This is a genomic window from Haloarcula sp. S1AR25-4 (assembly GCF_031624555.1).
In the GTDB taxonomy this organism is placed as follows: Archaea; Halobacteriota; Halobacteria; order Halobacteriales; family Haloarculaceae; genus Haloarcula; species Haloarcula pellucida.
In genome coordinates, this window is the sequence record NZ_JAMQOR010000001.1 from 839,357 (window position 1) to 859,480 (window position 20,124).

Annotated in this window: 19 protein-coding genes; 10 read left to right on the top strand and 9 right to left on the bottom strand. The window is 66.2% G+C overall.

The annotated features are described in order from the left end of the window. Nucleotides 1-4: 4 nt before the first annotated feature. From NDI85_RS04350 to NDI85_RS04360, 3 genes are all read left to right on the top strand, one after another. Entirely contained in the window at nt 5-1,000 is a 996-nt protein-coding gene (locus NDI85_RS04350) for a 5-methyltetrahydropteroyltriglutamate--homocysteine methyltransferase (protein WP_188994321.1), read from the top strand. After that, on the top strand, nt 997-2,070 hold the full coding sequence (locus NDI85_RS04355; RefSeq protein ID WP_188994319.1) for a methionine synthase: 1,074 nt from the start codon (nt 997-999) through the stop codon (nt 2,068-2,070). The genes NDI85_RS04350 and NDI85_RS04355 overlap by 4 nt, the downstream gene beginning before the upstream one ends. A gap of 422 nt (nt 2,071-2,492) precedes the next feature. Further along, a complete protein-coding gene (locus tag NDI85_RS04360) occupies nt 2,493-3,005 on the top strand; it encodes an HTH domain-containing protein (RefSeq protein ID WP_310915038.1) in 513 nt (170 codons plus the stop codon). On the opposite strand, the gene NDI85_RS04365 is transcribed toward NDI85_RS04360, so the two are convergent. The 5 genes from NDI85_RS04365 to NDI85_RS04385 form a co-directional block, all read right to left on the bottom strand. Continuing rightward, a complete protein-coding gene (locus NDI85_RS04365; RefSeq protein WP_229783067.1) occupies nt 3,002-4,147 on the bottom strand; it encodes an ABC transporter permease in 1,146 nt (381 codons plus the stop codon). The genes NDI85_RS04360 and NDI85_RS04365 overlap by 4 nt on opposite strands. Beyond that, the gene (locus tag NDI85_RS04370; protein WP_166969343.1) at nt 4,140-4,820 is read right to left on the bottom strand and encodes an ABC transporter ATP-binding protein; all 681 of its coding nucleotides are present in this window, start codon (nt 4,818-4,820) and stop codon (nt 4,140-4,142) included. Before NDI85_RS04370 ends, NDI85_RS04365 begins: the two co-directional genes overlap by 8 nt. After that, a complete protein-coding gene (locus tag NDI85_RS04375; protein WP_310915041.1) occupies nt 4,817-6,295 on the bottom strand; it encodes a hypothetical protein in 1,479 nt (492 codons plus the stop codon). Before NDI85_RS04375 ends, NDI85_RS04370 begins: the two co-directional genes overlap by 4 nt. Nucleotides 6,296-6,545: 250 nt before the next feature. Further along, nucleotides 6,546-7,559, bottom strand: a complete 1,014-nt coding sequence (locus tag NDI85_RS04380) for a phosphotransferase family protein (protein ID WP_188994313.1) — start codon at nt 7,557-7,559, stop codon at nt 6,546-6,548. Nucleotides 7,560-7,637: 78 nt separating this feature from the next. Further along, entirely contained in the window at nt 7,638-9,050 is a 1,413-nt protein-coding gene (locus NDI85_RS04385; RefSeq protein WP_310915043.1) for a sulfatase-like hydrolase/transferase, read from the bottom strand. 104 nt (nt 9,051-9,154) lie between these two features. Here NDI85_RS04385 and NDI85_RS04390 point away from each other — a divergent pair, with 104 nt between their 5' ends. Further along, the gene (locus NDI85_RS04390) at nt 9,155-10,312 is read left to right on the top strand and encodes a dihydropteroate synthase (RefSeq protein WP_310915045.1); all 1,158 of its coding nucleotides are present in this window, start codon (nt 9,155-9,157) and stop codon (nt 10,310-10,312) included. A gap of 4 nt (nt 10,313-10,316) precedes the next feature. Here the strand turns inward: NDI85_RS04390 and NDI85_RS04395 are convergent, their stop codons facing one another. Then, nucleotides 10,317-10,997: a haloacid dehalogenase type II gene (locus NDI85_RS04395; protein WP_310915046.1), complete on the bottom strand. Its 681-nt coding sequence runs from the start codon at nt 10,995-10,997 to the stop codon at nt 10,317-10,319. 115 nt (nt 10,998-11,112) lie between these two features. Between NDI85_RS04395 and NDI85_RS04400 the strand changes: the two genes are divergently transcribed. Continuing rightward, nucleotides 11,113-11,259 carry a hypothetical protein gene (locus tag NDI85_RS04400; RefSeq protein ID WP_310915047.1) on the top strand — a complete coding sequence of 49 codons (147 nt, stop codon included), beginning with the start codon at nt 11,113-11,115 and terminating at the stop codon, nt 11,257-11,259. After that, nucleotides 11,256-12,254, top strand: a complete 999-nt coding sequence (locus tag NDI85_RS04405; protein WP_310915048.1) for a TIGR04024 family LLM class F420-dependent oxidoreductase — start codon at nt 11,256-11,258, stop codon at nt 12,252-12,254. The genes NDI85_RS04400 and NDI85_RS04405 overlap by 4 nt, the downstream gene beginning before the upstream one ends. 8 nt (nt 12,255-12,262) lie before the next feature. Here the strand turns inward: NDI85_RS04405 and NDI85_RS04410 are convergent, their stop codons facing one another. Further along, nucleotides 12,263-12,958, bottom strand: coding sequence for a 6-hydroxymethylpterin diphosphokinase MptE-like protein (locus NDI85_RS04410; RefSeq protein WP_188994299.1), 696 nt, complete (start codon nt 12,956-12,958; stop codon nt 12,263-12,265). Nucleotides 12,959-13,172: 214 nt separating this feature from the next. Between NDI85_RS04410 and NDI85_RS04415 the strand changes: the two genes are divergently transcribed. From NDI85_RS04415 to NDI85_RS04430, 4 genes are all read left to right on the top strand, one after another. Continuing rightward, nucleotides 13,173-14,639, top strand: a complete 1,467-nt coding sequence (locus NDI85_RS04415) for a trehalose-6-phosphate synthase (RefSeq protein WP_310915049.1) — start codon at nt 13,173-13,175, stop codon at nt 14,637-14,639. Between the two features lie 136 nt (nt 14,640-14,775). Then, entirely contained in the window at nt 14,776-15,348 is a 573-nt protein-coding gene (locus tag NDI85_RS04420) for a DoxX family membrane protein (RefSeq protein WP_188994295.1), read from the top strand. A gap of 46 nt (nt 15,349-15,394) precedes the next feature. Then, nucleotides 15,395-15,919 (top strand): hypothetical protein, encoded by a 525-nt coding sequence (locus NDI85_RS04425; RefSeq protein ID WP_310915050.1) that lies wholly within the window; start codon nt 15,395-15,397, stop codon nt 15,917-15,919. Then, entirely contained in the window at nt 15,916-16,662 is a 747-nt protein-coding gene (locus NDI85_RS04430) for an RNA methyltransferase (RefSeq protein WP_310915051.1), read from the top strand. Before NDI85_RS04425 ends, NDI85_RS04430 begins: the two co-directional genes overlap by 4 nt. Before the next feature lies 1 nt (nt 16,663). Here NDI85_RS04430 and NDI85_RS04435 read toward each other — a convergent pair whose 3' ends face one another. Both NDI85_RS04435 and gatE read right to left on the bottom strand, forming a co-directional pair. Further along, nucleotides 16,664-18,148 (bottom strand): DICT sensory domain-containing protein, encoded by a 1,485-nt coding sequence (locus tag NDI85_RS04435; protein ID WP_310915052.1) that lies wholly within the window; start codon nt 18,146-18,148, stop codon nt 16,664-16,666. Nucleotides 18,149-18,209: 61 nt separating this feature from the next. Next, the gene (gene gatE / locus NDI85_RS04440; RefSeq protein WP_188994286.1) at nt 18,210-20,084 is read right to left on the bottom strand and encodes a Glu-tRNA(Gln) amidotransferase subunit GatE; all 1,875 of its coding nucleotides are present in this window, start codon (nt 20,082-20,084) and stop codon (nt 18,210-18,212) included. Nucleotides 20,085-20,124 lie beyond the last annotated feature (40 nt).

Consider the following 20,124-nt stretch of genomic DNA (forward strand, 5'->3'; position numbering starts at 1 on the left):
TGCAATGACACAGATAGTCGCCACGACACCGGGCCTGTTCCCGCTACCGGACTGGGCCAAGGACGAACTGTCTGACCTGAAGGGGCATCAGAAGACGGACCTCATCAGCGGTGACGAAGGTGGAGAGATCGTCGACGCATACGACCGCGCTCGCGAGGAAGTGATTTCGCTCCAGCAGGACGCCGGACTCGACCGCGTCGTCGAAGGACAGCTCCGCTGGGACGACATGCTCGCCCACCCGCTTGCGGTCCACGACAGCGTCGAGACCCGCGGCATCGTCCGCTACTACGACAACAACAACTTCTACCGAGAGCCGGTCGTGCAGGACGACCTGACGGCAGACGGCGACGTCGCCGCCGAACTCGACGCCGCGGCCGAACTGGTCGACGACGGCCTGCAGGCGGTCCTGCCGGGCCCGTACTCGCTGGCGGACCTCGCGACCGACGACTACTACGGCGACGAGGCCGCCTTCCTCGACGCCATCGCCGAGTTCCTCGCCGGCGAGGTCGAGCAGTTCCCCGACGTCGAGACGCTGTTCCTGCTAGAGCCGTCGCTCGTCGAGAACGACCCCGATGACGGGACGGACGAACGCGCGAGCGAAGCTATCGACGCCGTCGCGAACGCCACCGACGCCGACGTGGTCACCCACACCTATTGGGGTCCCATCGAAGAGAAGACCTACGCCCACCTGATGGACGCCGACGTCGACGCCATCGGCTTCGACCTCGTCTCCGATCACGACAGCAACGTCTACAACGTTCAGGAGTACGGGACGAAAGACGACGTCGCCCTCGGCGTCGTCGACGGCCAGAACACGCTGGTGGAGTCCCCCGAGACCATCCGTGACCGCATCGACTGGTTCGAACAGCAGACCAACACCGTCTATGACACCGTCTATGCCACCGCGAACACCGAACTGTTCTATCTCCCCGTCAACAAGTTCGCGGACAAACTGGAATCGCTTGCGAACGCCGCTGACTTAGAAGAGGTGGAAGCATGACTGGCCCACGAGAGCAGTTCCGACCGGAGGATCACCCGAACGACCACTTCCTGCTGACGACAGTCGTCGGCTCCTACCCCAAGCCGAAGTGGCACGACCGCGCCCGCGAGATGTTCGAGGACGAGGACGCCGACTTCGGCGAGGACGAGTGGGAGGAGTCGAAAGACGACGCCTCGCGACTCATCACGCACGAGCACGAACGCTGTGGTCTCGACGTCATCTGTGACGGCGAGATGCGACGCAACGAGATGGTCGAGTACTTCGCTCACCGCATCGACGGCTACGAGTTCAACGGCCGCGTGAAGGTGTGGGGCCACAACTACTTCGATAAGCCCTCCGTCGCCGACGAAGTCGAGTACGGCGAGCAGTGGCTCGTCGAGGAGTTCGAGTTCACCGACGAGGTCGCCGAGCGACCCGTGAAGGTCCCGATTACCGGCCCCTACACGCTCGCGAACTGGTCGTTCAACGAGGTCTACGACAGCGAGGAGCAACTGGCCTACGAACTGGCCGACCTCGTCAACGAGGAGATAGAGGCGCTGGTCGAGGCCGGCGCGCGCTACATCCAGATCGACGAACCGGCGCTGGCGACGACGCCGGACGACCACGCCATCGTCGGCGAGTGTCTCGAACGCATCGTCGACGAGATTCCGGACGACGTGCGACTCGGCCTGCACGTCTGTTACGGCGACTACTCTCGTATCTATCCCGAGATTCTGGACTACCCCGTCCACGAGTACGACCTCGAACTCGCCAACGGGAACTACGAGCAACTCGACGTGTTCAAGGAACACGAGTTCACGAAGGACTTCGCGATGGGCGTCCTCGACGCACACACCGCGGAGGTCGAGTCCGTCGAAAGCATCAAGGACAACATCAAGAAGGGGCTCGAAGTCGTCCCGCCGGAGCAACTCACCGTCTCGCCGGACTGTGGCGTGAAACTCCTGCCTCGCGAGATTGCGCGTGGCAAGATGGAGAACATGGTGCAGGCGGCCCGAGAAGTCGAACAGGAACTCGACGCCGGCGAGATCGACGTCGTCGCGAGCGGTGCGGAAGCAAGCGCGGACGACTAACGCGGAACCGATCGGAGGGGTTCCCATCGAATAGCGAGCGGGGAACGCAGTGATCCGCGATCGAGTACCGTCACGAGCGGTCTCTTCTCGAACCGTCACTGTCGAACGCGGCTACCGGCCAGTCGCTACCACGGCGGGCGGATTTCGTCCGTCTCGCTCGTCGATCGAACCACCGATGAATACCGCGCGGTAGTACACCCCGCGATTTTTCGACGCCGGACGAAACAGCCATCGACCACTGCAGAAATATCGTTGTTACTTGTTGTCACAATGTGTCACGATATATACTCCGGAAAGTGCATTTTACGGCACTTTCAGACCCTATTGGACGTAGTTCCTTCGTGAGAATATATAGTTATTCGTATATGGAAATCTGGGAAAGAGTTTAGTTGTCGTCAGGAGATGGTTCGAACGAGAGGGCCATGACAGACGACACACACCTTCGGGCGGAACTGTATCTTCGCGGAGACACTTACGGCACGTTCGATGCCCAGCAGCAGGTGCTCAACCGGGTCAAGCGACTCGAAGCCAACGGCGTCTTCACGGACTCGATGGTCGCTGGTGAGTGGCAGCGCATCCGGACGATGGCCGAGGACAAGCGGTCCGGCGCGCTCGCGACCTACGAGGAGTTCCGCGACTGGGCAGAGCGGAACGGTTCGTCGCTCGAACCGGCGTTCGAGCGGCGGACTCGAAGTTACGTCGGACTGGACCGGATCGACGACGTGGTCGTGTTCCCCGTCGTCTCGCTGGCCATCTACGACGACAAGCAGTTGGAGGCCGTCTTCCCCTGCACCGACGACGACATGACCTACACCGTGGGTGACGCACTGGAAGCGTTCGAGCGTGGCGACGAGGACTGGCTCGTCCAGTTCGATTCGGTGACGGTGGGCCGGACCGAACCGTGGCTCGAACCCGGCGTCGAGACGACGCCCTAACCCCGTAGCGCTTCGACCGGTTCTTCGCTCGCTGCTTTCCACGCCGGATAGAGACCGCTGACGATGCTCGTCACCACGGCGAAGCCGAAGGCGGCGAGCAGGTACCACGCGTTCGCGAGGCGGAACACCGCCATCGCGTCGCCGACGGTGTAGTGGTTGATAGCGAGGCCGGCCCCGAGGCTGAGGACGACGCCGACCAACCCGCCGACGATGCCCAGCAGCGTGGCCTCGGTCAGCATCACTTTGAGGACGTCGCGCTTCTGGTAGCCGACGGCTCGCAGGACGCCGATCTCCTCGCGGCGTTCGACGGTCGACATGAGCATCACGTTGAGGATGGAGATGCCGGCGACGAGCAGCGAGATAGAGGCGATGCCGACCAGCACCGTATTGATTATCTGGAACTGCTGTTCGATGGTGTCGACGAGCGATCCGAGTTCGTTCACCGTGACTCGTTGCTCTCGGTCGTTGAGAGCGCCCCTGATGGCGCTGGCCGTCTCGTTGGCCTGCGTGCCGGTCCGAGCGGTGACGTACACCTGTGCGTACCCGCGCTCGTGGAAGTACGAGGGAGGGAGGATGAGGCGGCTGTCGGGGTTCAACCGGGAGAAGGCGTCGCCCGATTCGAGTACGGCACGGACCCTGACGGTCGTCCCGTTGACGGCGATGGTGCTCCCCGGGTGTAAGTCGTGTTCTTCTGCGATGGTCGTCCCGACGAGGGCGCCCGAGCGGAACGGTTCTGGGACACGCCCCTCAGATGCGTTGTATACCTCGCTGGGACGCTCTAACCCGTAGATGAACTCCGACGTGTTCTGCTTGCGGTCGTACGCGACCGGTTCGATACCCTGCTTGACCGGAGAGACTGTCACGCCCGGCCCGGCGACGCGCTGAATCTCCCGGATGTCGCGTTCCGAGAGCGAGGTGACGCCGGCGTCCCGGTTCGGCGAGACGGTCACCTGATTCCCGAGGTCACCGAGGTTCTGTGTAAACGAGTACTGCAGTGCGACGCCGAACATCCCCAAGGAAGCGATGGCGATGACGCCGATGACGATGCCAAGCGACGCGAGCAGCGAGCGCATCTTCGTCCGTGTGAGGTTCCGTCGAGCCATGAGTACCGACGGGAACCGGCGGTACAGGGGGTCAAGCATTCAGCACCTCCTTGCCGACGGTGCCGTCGACGAGGTTGACGGTCCGGTCGACGTACTCGTTGACCAGTTCGTCGTGTGTCACGGCGACGATGGCGACGTCCTGTTCGTCGGCGATGCGGCGGAACTCGTCGAGAATCTGCCGACCCGTCTCACGGTCTAGGCTCCCGGTGGGTTCGTCGGCGAGGACGATAGTCGGGTCGTTGATGAGCGAGCGAGCGATGGCGACGCGCTGTTTCTGCCCGCCAGAGAGTTCGTCGGGTCGGTGGTCCAGACGGTCACCGAGTCCCACGCGCGTCAACAGGTCCTCAGCGCGGGCGGTTCGGCCGGGATCACGGTCGAACAGGCGAGGGACCTCGACGTTCTCGACGGCAGAGAGCGTCGGGAGGAGATAGAAGTGCTGGAAGACGAATCCGATTGTCCGTTTGCGGAGGCGCGTACGCTTCCGGTCGCCGAGGTCAGTCACGTCGCGGCCGTTCAGCGTGAGACGGCCCTCCGTCGGCGTCGCGAGCAACCCGAGGATGTTCAGGAGCGTGGTCTTCCCGCTGCCGCTCGGTCCCATGATCGAGACGAACTCGCCGGCAGACAGCGAGAAGTCGACACCGCCGAGCGCTTCCAGCGTCTCGCCGCCGGTTCGATACCGCTTGACGAGGTCGTACGCGTCGATGACGGTCATAGGTCCTCGTCGTCGTCCCCGCGCTGATACCGCCGGACGAGGATACCCCCGACGATGAGGAGGGCGACGGCCCCGACAGCGGCGACCGGCAAGAGACCACTGCTGGACCGCTGGTCCGTCGGTGTCCTGTTCTGACTGGTGTCGGCGCTGCCGGCGTTCACCTGCACTGTCTGGCGCTTGCGGTCACCGTCGACGAGATACGACACCTCGACCGGGACCGACGTGACGTTCCCGTCGGTCCGCGCAGTCAGGTCGAACGAGACGAAATCGCTCGCCGGAACCGTCCCGACGAAGTAGTCTTTGTTCGGCGCCGCCGGTTCCACGCTGTCGGTGGGGACGACGCTGAGGACGACGCTGTTGGCCTCGGTCATCCCGAGGTTGCTCGCACTGCCCGTAATCTGGACGACCCCGCCCTCGCGGGAGACCGACAGGCCAGTCAAGCCGATAGTGCCCGGGGCCGACCGGAGTTCGGTGGTCGACGTCGCACGTCGCTCGGCCGTGCCGACCTCGTACCGAGTCTCGACGGTGACGTTGGCGCGCGGTTCCGAGAGAGTGGCGTTCAGACGGACGCGTTCGGACGACCCGGGTTCGACCTCCCGTACGATGGCCTGACGGAACGTCGCGTTGTCGGACGCGGCCGTGACGACGACGTCCTCGATGGGCGCGTTGCCCTGATTGATGACGTCGACGGCGAGGGCACGGTCGCCGCCGCTGCCGACGCCGGTCGCATCGAGGACGACGCCCTCGCGGAGGCCCTCGCTGCGAATCGTCTTGCTCCGGGTCACTGTCCGTTCGGTGTCACCGGCGATGGTGTACGAGAGCGTCGCTTCGAGTTCGTGCGGGCCCTCGCTCTCCGGACGGAACCGGAACGGCGCTGTCACGGTGTCGCCCGGACCGAGCGTGGCCACCACGGTCCGCTCTTCGAGCATCGTGACGCCGTCGCCGGAGACCGTTATCTCGGCGTTGGAGACGTTGGTATCGAGGCCGTTCGCGACGGTGACGGTACCCGACGAGGGGACGCCAGCGACGGAATCGTTGGCCTTGATATCGAGTTGCGGATGCCGCTCCCGAACGGAGACCGAGACCGGATACCGGAGCTGGACAGTTTCGCTAGCGTTGGGATTGTACGCGTAGACGAACACGCGCATATCGCGGGTCCCCGCCGTCTCGAACGTGTGTGTGAGCGGCACCTGAATTTCGGATCCCGGTGTGATGGTCCCGACGTTGCGCACTCGCGTATATTCGGTGATGCCCCCGCCACCGGCGCGGCGGAGCGCGATGGCCCGGATCTCGAGCGAGTCGCTGCTGCTCTGGAGGTTCCGTACCGTCGGTGTGAACGTGACCGTCTCGCCGGGAGCGGGCCCGGACGGCGTGACGTCGACGCCGGTGACCGACGCGTTGACGCCGGCACCGGCGACGGTCACCGGTACGACGGCGACGAGTATCGCGACCGCGAGGAGCGTCAGACGTCGCATCGTCGCCTCCGGGTCGGCCGAACGTTCGTTCGATAATCGATGCACAGAGGGCCGACTCGCGAGGGGAGGGCAACCGTCATGGGTCGGCCTGCGTATAGCTACGGATTAAAACTACTGAAATTTGTTCCCAACTCACTGCTGAACGCTGCTTTGGCGTGTCCGGAATATCTCCGTCGGCCGCACCGTCCCACACGGCCTGTGTAGGTCGACGGTCGCCGGGACCGCCCTACGAGTCGAAAAGCGGGGCGAGTCAGGACGGAATCGTCTCGATGAGACGTTCGAACTGCTGGCGGTACTGTGCCTCGGCGCGGGCCTGTGCGAGCCCCGACTCCTCGGCGAAGGCGGCGTCGAACCCGGCCATCCGCCACAACAGCGTCGAGAGCTGATAGAGGGGACGTCGGTTCTCGTACCCCTCCTCGAACGTCATCGGCCGCTGTGAGCGATAGCCCTCGTGGAACGCCGAGCGGAGCGTCTCGCGTATCTCCGGATCGCGAAACGAGGAGTCGACGAAGAGAAACTCCGTCTGTGCGAGGTTGTATTCCGGTAAGGCCGCCAGTACGTCCTGCCAGTCGAGGACGGCCGTGATAGGGGCCTCGGCCTCGGCGTCGAACATGAGGTTCGCCGGCCGGAAGTCGTCGTGGACGAGTCTCGGGACGCCGTCCTCGGGGACGACGTCTAGCGCTGGCTCGATGCGCGTCGTCGCACGGTCGGCGACGTCGGCGAACCGAGTATCGGCCAGCCGCGAGAGGTGGGTCCGGGTGAGCTGTTCGAAGTACTCGCGCCAGCTCCCCATCCAGTCGCGGACGATGAGCCGACCGTCGTGCAAGTCGAGGCGGCCGAAGGCCTCGAACCCGATTTCGGAGTGCATATCTCCGAGAATCGTACCCGCCTGTCGAAGGATTCGGGAGCGGTGGTCGGTCGAGAGCCCCGCGAACTCCTCGGCGAGGTTCTCGCCGTGGACGCGTTCGGTGACGAAGTACGGTGGGACGTCGACGGTCGGGTCGCGCTTGAACACGAGGATTCGCGGAACCGGCACGTCAGTCCGGTTCGCGACGTACTCGTGGAGTTTCGGTTCGACGTCGAACGGCACGTCGCCCGGCGGTTTGAACTTCACCACCACCTCGTACTCCTCGCCGGCGTGCGAGAGCGTCACCAGATAGACGTCGCTCTGGTGGCCACCACCCGGAGTCTCGAACGAGAACCCGTCGTAGTCGGGACCGGACTCGTCGAGAACCGCCTCGATGTCTCGTTCCGGCGTCGACACACTGAGCGGCTAAGCGGGAGGGCTAAATAAAACTGTCAGTCGCCTCGTCGCGTCGACCGTCCAGAGCCGAGGTGTGACTCACCGATAGCCCAGTTGTTCGAGGTGCCGGGCAGTGTCGTCGTCGACGGTCGCCGCCGCAGTCCCGTCGACCGCGCCTCGCTTGGCGGACTCGATTGCGGTCTCGAAGGGCGGGTCGGTGTCGGCGGCCGGGAGGCCGTCTCGCCGTCCGACCCTCGACTGCCAACTCGGTCGGTCGGCGTCGAGGGTGTACCGTCGCGTCTCGCCGGTCACGTCCCACACGGTCTTCGTGTCGTCCTCGTAGACGCACCGCACCGCGCGGTCCCACCGGGGGTCATCGGGCGGGTCGTCCCACGTCGGCGTGCGTCCGAGGACTTCAGCGGCGACCCGGTCGGCCGTCACGTCGCGGAGTTCGTCGACGGTGAGGCCGGAGACGAACGCGCCGAGACGACGAAGCGGGAGGTGACGGCCAGCGTTCAGCGACGGCACGGCACCGTCGGTCGGTGGATTCACCACGGCGAACGGGACGTGCAACAGCCCCTCGGTGAGGCTGCTAGTGTGGTCGAGGAGACCCCTGTCAGCCGGATACGCGAGGTTGTGACCGTGGTCGCTCGTGACCACGACGGTGGTCTCTCGGTCCGTCTCCGCGACGACCGAATCGACGAAGTCGGCCACGATGCGGTCGAGATAGCGGATCCGTGCGTCGTAGATGGCTCTGAGGGAGTCGACGTCGTCGGCGTACGGCCCCATGTCCGCGGCCGTGTTGACGGCCCACGTATCCAGCCGTCGGTCCGACCACCGTCTGGAGACCCCGTAGTCAGCCATCCCCCGCCAGTGCCAGTAGGGGGCGTGGGCGTCCATGAGGTTCGCGAAACAGACCACGGGGTCGTCGCGGTCGACGACCGCTCTGCGCGCGCGTTCGAGGACGGCGGTGCCGCCGTTGTCAGTGGGGGCGGGGACGGGCAACCCCTGCAGTCGGGGATGGTCGAGCATCGCCGAACGGACCCGCTCGGCGGCGACGTTGGCCAGTGCGCCGAGCGGTCGGTCACCGGTGACCGCGGCACGGACCGCAGTCAGCGTTCCGTCGGCGTCCCACGCGGGGTTCCGTGCGTCGGGGACCACGCACCCCCCGGGAACGAACACCGTCTCGTCGAAGAACCGGCCGATGCCGAACGCATCGCTCACCCACCGGTTCGCGCTGATACAGGCGGTGTGGTACGCGTCCGGGAGGTCGCCGAGGAACGTCTCACTCGGCCCGACGCCGTCGTAGTGTCGAGCGTGCGTGTGGACGCCGTGCTGGTGGGGTAACTCGCCGGTGAACAGACTGGCGTGACTCGGCACGCTCCACGCGCTGGGCGCCCGACAGCCACCGTGGACGAGGGCGGCCCGGTCACGTATCCTGTCGGCGTGGACGCAGAAGCTATCGGCACGGACCGTATCGAGACACAGGACGACGACGTTTCGCTGGGCCATCGTGACGAGAGCGGGTTGTGTGTCGTTAGGACTGCCCGCAAAAATACGTATCGTGCCCCGACGGAAGTGGAGGGTCTATGTACACGCAGTCCTCAGTCCCGGCCATGCGCACGGTCGACATCGACGGCCTCCCGGTGGGGGACGGTCACCCGACGCGAGTCATGAGCGTGTTGAACATGAGTTCGAACTCGGGATACAAGCCGAGCGTCTATCTCGACCCGGCCGAGGCCGCCGAGGCCATCGAGAACACGCTCGTCCCCGCCGGGGCCGACATCGTCGACGTCGGCCTCCAGTCGGCGAATCCGAAGTACGAGTCTAAACCCGTCGAGAAGGAACTCGACCGACTGGAGGAGGTCGCGCCCCTCGTCGACGAACTGGACGCCGACGTGCCCCTCTCGCTGGAGACCCGCTACGCCGAGGTGGCCGAGGCGGCCATCGGCTACGGGTTCGACCTCATCAACGACGTCTGTGGCTTTGCGGACCCGGAGATGAAGTCGGTCGTCGAGGCCCACGACATGCCGGTCGTAAAGATGGCGAGTCCGCCGGACCTCGCTGCCCCGGGCGCGTTGAAGACGATGGACGAACTGTTCGAGGCCCTCCAGCGCGACGGCTTCACGGACCAGACCATCATCGACCCGGCCTTCGGCGGGTGGTACGACGGCAAGGAGTTCGCGGACAACTGGGAGCTGTTCCGCCGCCTGCGGGAGTTTCGCGCGTTCGGCCGGCCGATGCTCACCGCGACCAACCGCGAGGACTTCCTCGGTGACCTCGCCGGGCGACCGGAGACGGCGGACCAACTGGCCGTCAGCCTCGCCGCGGCGACGATGGAGGTCGAACGTGGGTCCCACATCATCCGGACACACGACACGAAAGAGACACACGACGTCGTGAAGGTCGCGGACGCACTGGGCGACGAGCGGACGGTCCGGGCCGAGACGGAACCGGGACCGACCGTCGCCGAACTGACCGACGTGACAGTGCGGGAGGTAGAACGCAACCAGTCGCTCGGCGAGACGCTGGCCGGCGAGACGGGCGACGGCACGACGCTGACGTTCCTGCTCGGTGACCTCGCCGAAGACGAGGCCGCGAGCGTCCGGGCCGTCGCCGAGGTGGTCGACGTGGTGCTGGTCGAGAAGTCGAGCGGTGCCCTGTACCTCGGCGGGTCGGCGGCCGCCGTGAAAGTCGTCGCCGACAGTCTGGCCGAGGACGGCCACCGCGAACTGGCCGGCGAACTTCGCGAGTCACTGTCGCGTCGGGTCTGAGTCGTTAGGCCAGTTCGTCCACGAGGTCGTGGAACGACCCGATGGTCAGGTCGGGGTCGCCGGCGAAAGCGTCCCACGGGCCGTCGTCCCGGTTCACCCACACGCCCTGCATCCCGGCGTGCATCGCGCCGTAGACGTCGAAGTAGCCCGCGGTGACGTGGGCGATCTCGTCGATGGGCGTTCCCGTGCGCGCGGCGGCGTGGCGGTACAGTTCGGCGTCGGGTTTGAACGTCCCAATCTCGTCGGCACTGACCGTGTCCTCGACGAGGCCGCCGATGCCGGCGTGGTCGACCATCGAGTCCAGCATCTCCGGATTGCCGTTCGAGACCACGTAGAGGTCGTAGCCGGCGTCGTACAGGCGGTTCATTCCCTCACGCACGTCGTCGAACACGTCGAGTTCGTGGTAGACGGCCAGAATCTCGTCGCGGTCCTCGGTCGAGATGTCGACGCCGTGGGCGTCCAGCGCGTACTGCAACGCATCGCGGTTCATCTCGTAGAACGGCTTGTAGGCGTCGACGGCGTTGGCGATGAACGTGTAGGCGAGCGACCGCGAGCGCCAGAGCCGCGAGACTGGCTGCGGGTCCGGAACTCGCTCACTGAGTGCCTTTTCCGCGGCCTCGACGTCGACGATGGTGCTGTACGAGTCGAACGTTAGCGTCGTGACGCGGCCGGGGTCGAACGTCATAGCACCCCATTGGTGGGCTGGACGGAAAAGAACGGCCGGCCCATTGAACTCCGTTTGCACACCGCGACCCCGACGCGCCTGTGGGTTTATGCCACGCCCGCTCGCAGTCCGGGCTATGCCGGACAGGTTCGGCGTCGGCGGGGAGACGGTAGTCACCGGCGCGTCGAGGGGCATCGGACGGCCCGTCGCCGCCTCGCTCGTCACCGGCCAGACGCCGACCCCGCGCGGCGTGCCGCCAACAGAGGAGACACCCGACCGATGACAGTCAGAGACATCTACCTGCCAGTCGCCGCACAGCCCTCCGTCGACGCGCTCGTCGGGATGAGCCAACTCGCCGAAGACGCCGGCTACGAACGCGTCTGGCTCCCGGAGACGTGGGGCCGGGATGCCGTCACGACACTGACGAGTATCGCCGAACACACCGACGGCGTGGGCATCGGCACGTCGGTGATGAACGTCTACTCCCGGTCGCCGGCGCTCATCGGACAGACGGCCGTCACCTTACAGGAAGTGTCCGAGGGCCGCCTTCGGATGGGCGTCGGACCGTCCGGCCCCATCGTCATCGAGGGGTGGCACGGCGTCGACTTCGAGCGACCGCTCCGCCGGACACGGGAGACCATCGAGGTCGTCAAGCAGGTTCTCGACGGCGAGACAGTGAATTACGACGGCGACATCTTCCAGTTGTCCGGGTTTCGCCTGCGCTGTGACCCGCCGGACCCCGTCCCCCCAGTCGACGCCGGCGGCCTCGGCCCGAAGTCCGTCGAACTCGCCGGCCGGTTCGCCGACGGGTGGCACGCCCTCCTGATGACCAGAGCGGGGTTGAGAGACCGACTGGAGGACTTCGAGCGCGGGACGGCCCTCGGAGACAGAAACCGCGAGGACCAGCGTGTGACGCTCTCACTGCCCTGCTGTGCGCTCGACGACCGGGAGCGGGCCCGGGACTTGACCCGTCAACACGTCGCGTTCTACATCGGCGGCATGGGCACCTACTACCGGGACGCGCTGGCGAGACAGGGGTACGAGGACACGGCGTACGAGGTGGCCGAGAAGTGGGCCTCCGGCGAACAGGCGGCCGCCACCGACGCCATCGGCGACGACCTGCTGGACGCGATCGCCGTCGCCGGGACCCCCGAGGAGTGTCGGGAGCAGATCGGACGGTTCGAGTCGCTGTCCGGCGTCGACGCACTCAACGTCTCGTTCCCGCGAGCGGCCGAGCGAGACGATATCGAGGCCACTATCGACGTGCTAGCGCCCTGAGTCTGCCGTCACCGCGGACTGACGACCGGTGTAATCGAGTCTCGGCGGCCGTCGAGGACGCCGAACCGTTCGCCACGTCGGAGTTCGAGCCAGTGGAGGAGGCGTTCCGCCCACTGGAGTTTCCGTCGTTTCTCCGGGTTCACGTCCGGGTCGTCGAAGTCCCACCCGACGAACCGGAGCGAGTCGGCACCGAAGTGGTCGGCGAAGAAGGCCGCCCGGTCCCCGTCGGTGAATCCACCGAAGTTGTGGACGGTGTCGGTGGGTGCAGCCTGTGTCGTCGGGACGACGAAGGCAGGGTCGTACGTCGGGACGTGGTCCTCGACCGCAGGGACGTTGTCGCCGTGTGCGTGGACGAGGACGGGGGTCTCAGATTCCGTGAACTCGCGTGCGGTCTCGGGGTTCTTATCGAGGTCAGTCACCATGCAGTCGACGGCGACACCCACCGCTCGTAGTCGGTCGGCGGCCGTCGAGGCGGCAAGCACCACGTCGGCGTCGGCGGCCCGGTCGGCCCCGCGCTCCAGCGACGGGCCGGCCCCGGCGATAGCTACCGCCTTCGACCCGAGGGCGAGATTCGCCGGTCGGTAGGTCTCGCTGTCGGAGAGCAACGCGCCGAGTCTGTCGCGGGCCCGTTCGTCGCCGGCACGACCGTAGCCAAAGTCCGTGAGGATGGCGGTGTAGACGGGTTCCCAGGTGTCGAAATCCATAGCTGTCGCTATCAGTTCGGTGCCAGATAAACCGGATTGAGCCGAAATGGCACGTCCGTGTACCCCTACCCGGGTGCCCTTTCGGCTTTCACTCGGGTCTTCTGACGCCTCCGGTATAAGCTTTCTCTTACTCCCACCTGTCACACACGAGCGTCCCGGGTTATTACCAGTCCGCGACAGTCTAAAGGCGGAGACCCGTCTACCAAAGCGGAAGATGGATGAGTCGAGTGCCGATACGCTCCCGGACTCGCTGGTAGTCGTCTCGAACCGTCAGCCCTACAGCCACGAGTGGGTGGCTGGCCCCGTCGACGGCCCCGTCGAGGACGACGACGTGACCGTCACGGAAGCGACCGGCGGCGTCACGAGCGCACTCGACCCGCTGATGCGGGCCCGCGGCGGGACGTGGGTGGCCTGGGCCAGCGGCGAGGCGGACATGGCCGTCGCGGATGACGGTATCGTTCCCGTGCCACCCGGCGAGGAGTCGTACCGCCTGAAACGCGTCCCGCTGTCGGAGGAGGCCATCGACGGATACTACCACGGCTACTCGAATCAAGTCCTCTGGCCGCTCTGTCACGAGGACACCGGCCGGATGTGGGGAGATCCCACCTTCTGGGAGCAGTACTGCGCGGTCAACGACCGCTTTGCCGACGCCGTCAGGATCGTGACAGACGCCGACGAACTCGTCTGGTTTCAGGACTACCACCTCGCTCTCGCCCCCCGTACGGTACGCGAGGCGCGACCAGACGCGACGCTCCATCACTTCTGGCACATCCCGTGGCCGGCGCCGTCGGTGTTCGAACACTGCCCGCACGCCGAACGGCTCCTCGATGGGTTGCTGGCGTGTGACGTCGTCGGCTTCCACACGGCGGTGTTCGCCTCGCGCTTCCGCCGTTGTGTGGAGGCGACGCTGCCAGAGGCGACAGTCGACGAGGATTCGGGCGTGGTCCACTACGACGGCGCGCCCACCCACGTCGTCGCGAATCCGCTCGGTATCGACGTCGACGGCATCAGGAAGCGGGCCAAAGCAGCGGACACCGCGGCGGTCAGGCGGCGCGTCCTCGGCGAGACAGTCCCGGACCCGTCGGTTCCGGTCGTACTGGGGGTCGAACGCCTCGACTACTCGAAGGGGATTCCGGAACGCATCGCCGCACTCGACCACCTCTGGGAACGGCGCCCGGACCTCAGGGGGACGTTCACCTACGTCCAGAAGGCCAGTCGGACCCGGGAGGGTATCGCCACGTACCGACGGTACCGACAGGACGTCGTGTCGGAGATACAGCGTGTCAACGACGTCTACGCCACCGACGACTGGCAACCGATAGCGTACACGGAGCGGAAACTCAGCACGGAGACGCTCGACGGCCTCTACCGGGTGGCCGACGTGGCGCTCGTGACGCCACACCGAGACGGTATGAACCTCGTCGCACACGAGTACCCCACCGCCTGCGTCGACGGCGACGGCGCACTCGTCCTGAGCGAACTCGCCGGGGCGGCGACCCAACTCGACGGCGCGCTCACGGTCAACCCCCACGACATCGCCGGCATCGCCGACGCGCTCGAACGAGCGCTCGAACTCGACGACGACGAGCGCCGGGACCGACTCGAACGGTTACAGGAGAGCGTCGCGGCCCTCGACAGCCGGCACTGGGTCGAGCGACAGTTCGCCGCCGGTCCAGACTGATCCCCTGCGAGACAACGGTGTGGTTCGACGTGTTCGGTCGGTAGAGGTACTATGTACCGGAGAATTCGTATTTTCGATTCCCATTCTTCGGGAATTCACCCATAGATATATCCTATATTAAAGTATACTATTAGACATGAGTACGAGACAGACACTGCAATCGGAGATACTCGGCCGGGACGTCACCTTCGACTACTCGGAGACGTGGGTCGGCTACTCGCTGTTCCTCCTCCGCATCGTGATGGGCTGGACGCTGTTTCAGGGTGGGGTGACGAAACTCGTCACCTACCTCGACGGCAACCCGGAGAACAACTGGACCGCGGCGGGCTTCCTCGCCAACGCCATCCCCGAGGGGAACCCCTTCACCGGGATGTTCGTTGCGATGGCCGGGAACCCCGCCATCGACTGGTTGAACATGCTGGGCCTGACGCTGGCCGGGTTAGCGTTGCTCCTCGGGGCGTTCGTCCGGTTCGCCGCGTTCTGGGGCGCCGTGATGATGCTGTTCTACTGGCTCGCGTCGCTACAGGGTGGCCTGCTTGCGGGCCTGCCGGTAGCCCACGGCTGGGTCGTCGACGACCACATCGTCTACGCCGTCCTGCTGTTCGGCCTCGGCGCGTTCGGTGCCGGTCGCATCCTCGGGTTGGACAGCTACCTCGAAGACATGTCGCTCATCGACAACAACCAGTGGCTCCGTTACGTCCTCGGATAAGAGTCACACCGCGCTCTTTTAGTCTCGCTGCCGACTACGGCGGCGTATGGCCAAGGTCAACATCGGACTCCGCGGGTGGCGGTTCGACGAGGACGTACTGAACGACGAGGGCAAAGTGCGACCGCTGAAGACGCTAGAACCCGAGGTGCGCCAGCGCATCCTCGTGCTGGCCGACCGGGTCGTCGACCCGTGTGACGCCTGCTGGCTCGTCCACGGCGAGGAGAACGTCGAGGCGTGCAACGTCGCCGAAGTCATCTACGGCGAACCCCGCGGGTCGGTCGTCCTCTGTTCGGTCCACGAACCCGACTTCCTCTACTGGTTTCGCGAATCGGGCGGCGACGCCTACGCCGGGGAGCTCGAACTCCGCGACGCGTTCTACGAGTGGTTCGACGACGGGAACCGGGCCCCCGACGACTACGAGGGCCTCGACCACGTCGAGGAGGACCCCACGGCGCTCCCTGAGGCCCCGGACGCCGCAGAGGCCGTCCCGAGCCTACAGGAAGAAATCGACGAACTCGACGACGAGGACCTCGAAGCGATCGAGACGGACCTCAGCGACCTCGACGTATGATCGCCGTCGCCGTCGTCGACGCCGAGACGCCGGGCAACGTCGGCACCATCGCTCGCTCGATGAAGAACTTCGGCCTCTCGGAGTTACTGCTCGTGGACCCGCCGGAACTGGACCCGGACGGCGAAGCGTACGGCTTTGCCGGACAGGCCCGGAAAGACATCCTCCCGGAGGCTCGCGAGGTCACGTTCGACTACCTCGTGGAGAACTACCACACCGTGGCCTGCACCGCGACGACGAACGAGGACGCCTCCAACCACGTCCGCTACCCCGCGAAGACGCCGTCGGAACTCGCCGACTCGCTCGCCGGCGTCGACAGCGACACCTGCCTCGTCTTCGGCCGTGAGCGGGTGGGCCTGACGAACGACGAACTCGCTCGGCTGGACGAACTCTGTTCGATTCCGGCCGCTGCCGACTACCCCGTGTTGAACCTCGGACAGGCCGCCACTATCGTGTTGTACGAACTCCGGTCGGTGACGGTCGAACGCGACCAGCACCCCGAGGAGCTACACGCTCGGGCCGACGAGCGAGCCCTCGAAGGCCTCCACGGCGAGTTCGAGACGTTCCTCGACGCCATCGGTCACCCGGCCGAGAAGCAGGCGAAGACCCAGCGGATGTTCCGCCGCTTACTGGGGCGGGCCCATCCGACGGGACGGGAGACGCGGACACTCCGAGGTCTGTTCCGCCGGGCCAGACAGCGTATCGACCGGGCCGCCGCCGAGTCCGACCCCGAAGACGAGACGTGAGTCAGTCGATCGCCGGTTGGCGCTCCCGTCCCGCCGAGGAGTCGCCGTACGTCTCCGTGAGGTAGGCGTCGGTACGCCGGACGAAGTCACTGTCGTACGTCCAGACTCCCTCGTATTGCCCGCCGCCGTCTCGCTCGACGGCGAGCACGGCGGCCTGCTGCTGGGGGTCACCGTCGCCGTCGAAGACGACGAACCACGACTCCGATAGTTCGCTCGCCTCGCCACTGTGGACGGTCACGCCGGGGAGCGACGCGTCAGTGTCGTCCACGCCGTAGACGTGGACGTCGAGTCCGCTGTCGGCCAGACGCTCGTAGATGCGGGCGCTCTCTGGGTCACCGGTCAGCCGGGAGAGGTACTGGAATCCGGCGTGGAGACGGCCGCGGCCGACTCTGTTTGCCAGCAGTTCGATGGTGTGACTCACGTCGACGAGGAGGTTCTTGTCCGCCGCGGCGGCGCCGAAGACGGACCGGTCCAGTTTGGCCAACAGGTCGCTCGTCTGTCGCTCGGTGAACGCGTCGTCCTCGTCGGTCTGGATGTCGATAGCCGCGGCCAGCGCCGCCACCGACTCGCTTCCCAGCACGTCGTCGCCGTGGTGTAAGAGGGCGATAGAACGCGGTTCGGCCACGTCGAGCGACGCGTCTCGAACGGTGACGCCGTGCCTGTCGAAGTACCGCTCGACGGCTTCGAGGGCGTCCGGCGGCCCCTCGTAGTTACAGACCGTCAGCGTCGGCGAGTCCGCCCGGACCGAGTCCAGCACCGACCGGAGCGAATCGGGGAGCGGTCGGTCGGTGGAGTCGACCCGTTGCGAGCGGTCGGACGGGTCGGGCGACCCGTCCGTTCGGTCGAACGGCGTCCACGGCGTGGGTTCGGGTTCGACGCCCAGAACCCGGAGTTCGGTCCCGCCGTCGGCCTCCCTGACCTCGACGACGCCGTCGACGAACGAGCGGAGCCGCTGGAGGTGTTCGGGGCCCATCGTGTCCGAGTGGGCGACGACGAACCCGACGCCGTCGGCCTCGCTGATGCGGTTCGTGACGACGTGGAGGAACCGGACGACCTGCTCGGGCGATGCGTAGAGCGACATCGTCGTCAGCGAGAAGAGTCCGAACCGGATGCGGGTCGAGTACTCCGTGTACAGGGCCTCCAGCACCTGCGTCAGTTCCATCCCGATGCCGGTCAGGTCGGCGGGCGACCCGACGCGGCCGTCGAGCGACGCGAGCCCACTCGCCCCGTGCGAGTCGCTCACGCAGTCGACGACGCCGACGGGGAGCGTATTGGCCGGTCGACCGGCGGCGTCTGAGAGCGACGCCCGGACGTCCGCGGCGCTGGTGTCCGTAGAGAGGACGGCGACCGCCTCACCGTGGTCGAATCCGTCGGCGAGGAGTCGGGTTACGAGGGAGCGCTTGCCCGTCATCGGCGGCCCCACGACGAGCAGGGTCGACCCGGGTTCGAGACCCTCGACGGGGAGGTCGTCCCCGAGAGCGTACATACGGCTCGTACGACCGGGAGGAATAGAAGTGTACCGGCCCAGATATCAACGGGGAAGCACGTCAGGCGCGTTTCTGTATCTCCTCGCGCAACACGTCACTGACCGTGTCGCCGTCGGCCTTCCCGCGGAGCGCGCCCATGCACTCGCCCATAAGTGCCGAGAACGCACCCATCCCTTCCTCGGCGACCTGTTCCTCGTGGCGTTCGACGACCTCTGCGACGGCCGAACGGACCTCGTCCTCGTCGACGCCGCCGAGGTCTTCCTGTTCGATGGCTTCCTCGGCGGTGAGCGACGGGTCCGCTGCGAGCGCCGTCAACAGGTCCTCGATACCCTCGCGAGGCACCTCGCCGCTGTCGACCAGAACGAGCGTCGCACGAAGGTGGTCGTCTGTGAGGTTCTCGACCGGCACGTCGTCACGGCGCAGTTCGGTCAGCGTGGATTCGAGGGTCCCCGCGGCGAGCGTCGAGTCGACCCCGTCGGCGACGACAGCCTCGAACAGCGGCCAGCGCTGGCCGTAGGCGACTTGCTCGGCCAGTCCCGAGTCCAGTCCGAACTCGCTCTCGTAGCGAGCGACCTTCTCCGTGAGCAGTTCCGGCGTCTCGATTTCGGTCACGTCTGGCTCGACCGGCGGCACGTCCGTCTCGGGGTACATCCGCGCCGCACCGGGGAGCGGACGGAGGTAGCGGGAGGTGCCGTCTTCGAGCGCGTCGCGCGTCTCCTCGGGGACGCCCTCTAGTGCCGTCTCCGCTCGCTCGACGACGGCGTCGATGGCGAGTTCGGCCGTCTCGGGGTCGTCGGCCACGAGCGCCACGGCGTCCTCCGGACCGGCACCGACCGCCTCGCGGAGCGCTTCGACCTCCGCTTCGGTGACGCCGTAGGCGGGCAGTTCGTCCGTGTGGAAGATGCCGCCCGCGCCGTGTCGCTTGGCGTGGTCGGAGAACTCCGTCCCCAGCCGTCGGTCGGGCTGAATCTCACGGCCGACGAGGCCGTCGAACCCTTCCAGGAGGACCGCCTGCACGCGCCCCCCGCTGTCGAGTGCGCCAGCGATGACGCCGGAGTCGGTGTCCTCGAACGTCTCTGTCACGTCCGTCGGGTCGCCGACGGCCGCGTCTCGCTCGGTGAGTTCCTCGGCGATGTCGACGAGTTCGACCTGTCGCCGGACCTCGTTTCGGACGAGGTCGTCGATGTCGTCGAGGCTCTGGACGCCCTTGAGTTCGATGCGGGCCCCCTCGGCGATGGAGACGTTGACGTCCTGCCGGATGGTGCCGAGACCGCGTTTTACCTTCCCCGTCGAGCGAAGCAACATCCCGATTCGCTCCGCGGCCTCGCGGGCCTGTTCAGGGGAACTGATGTCCGGCTTGGTGCCGATTTCGACGAGCGGGATTCCGAGACGGTCGAGCGAGAAGCGGACGCCCTCCTCGGTCTCCTCGACGCGCTGGCAGGACTCCTCTTCCAGCAGCATATCCTCGATGCCGACCGGGCCGTCGCTCGTCTCGATTTCGCCGTCGTTGGCGACCAGCATCGAGCGCTGGAACCCGGTGGTGTTCGACCCGTCGACGACGATCTTCCGCATCACGTTGACCTGGTCGACGACGTGCATGTCCATGAGCTGGCCGATCTCCATGGCCGTCTCCATGGCCTCGCGGTCGACCCGGTGGGGCGGTTCGTCGTCCTCCTCTACGAGACAGGTCGTGTCGTACGCGAGGTACTCGAACTCTCGGTCGACCATGCTCTCTTCGAGGGCGGCGTCGTCTATCTCGCCGAGTTCGCTCTTCGTCGGGTGGAGATAGCGAGTGAACGACCGCTCGGACGCCTCCGGTTCGCGCAGTTCCGTCGGGCAGTCACAGAACAGTTTCGTGGCCGTGTCGAGTTGCTGGTGAATCTCCAGCCCGGCCACGAGGCCAAGGTCCTCGTAGTCGAAGTCGGCAGCAGTCATAGACGAGTGTCCGGAACCGGGGGGCAAAAAACGCACCCTT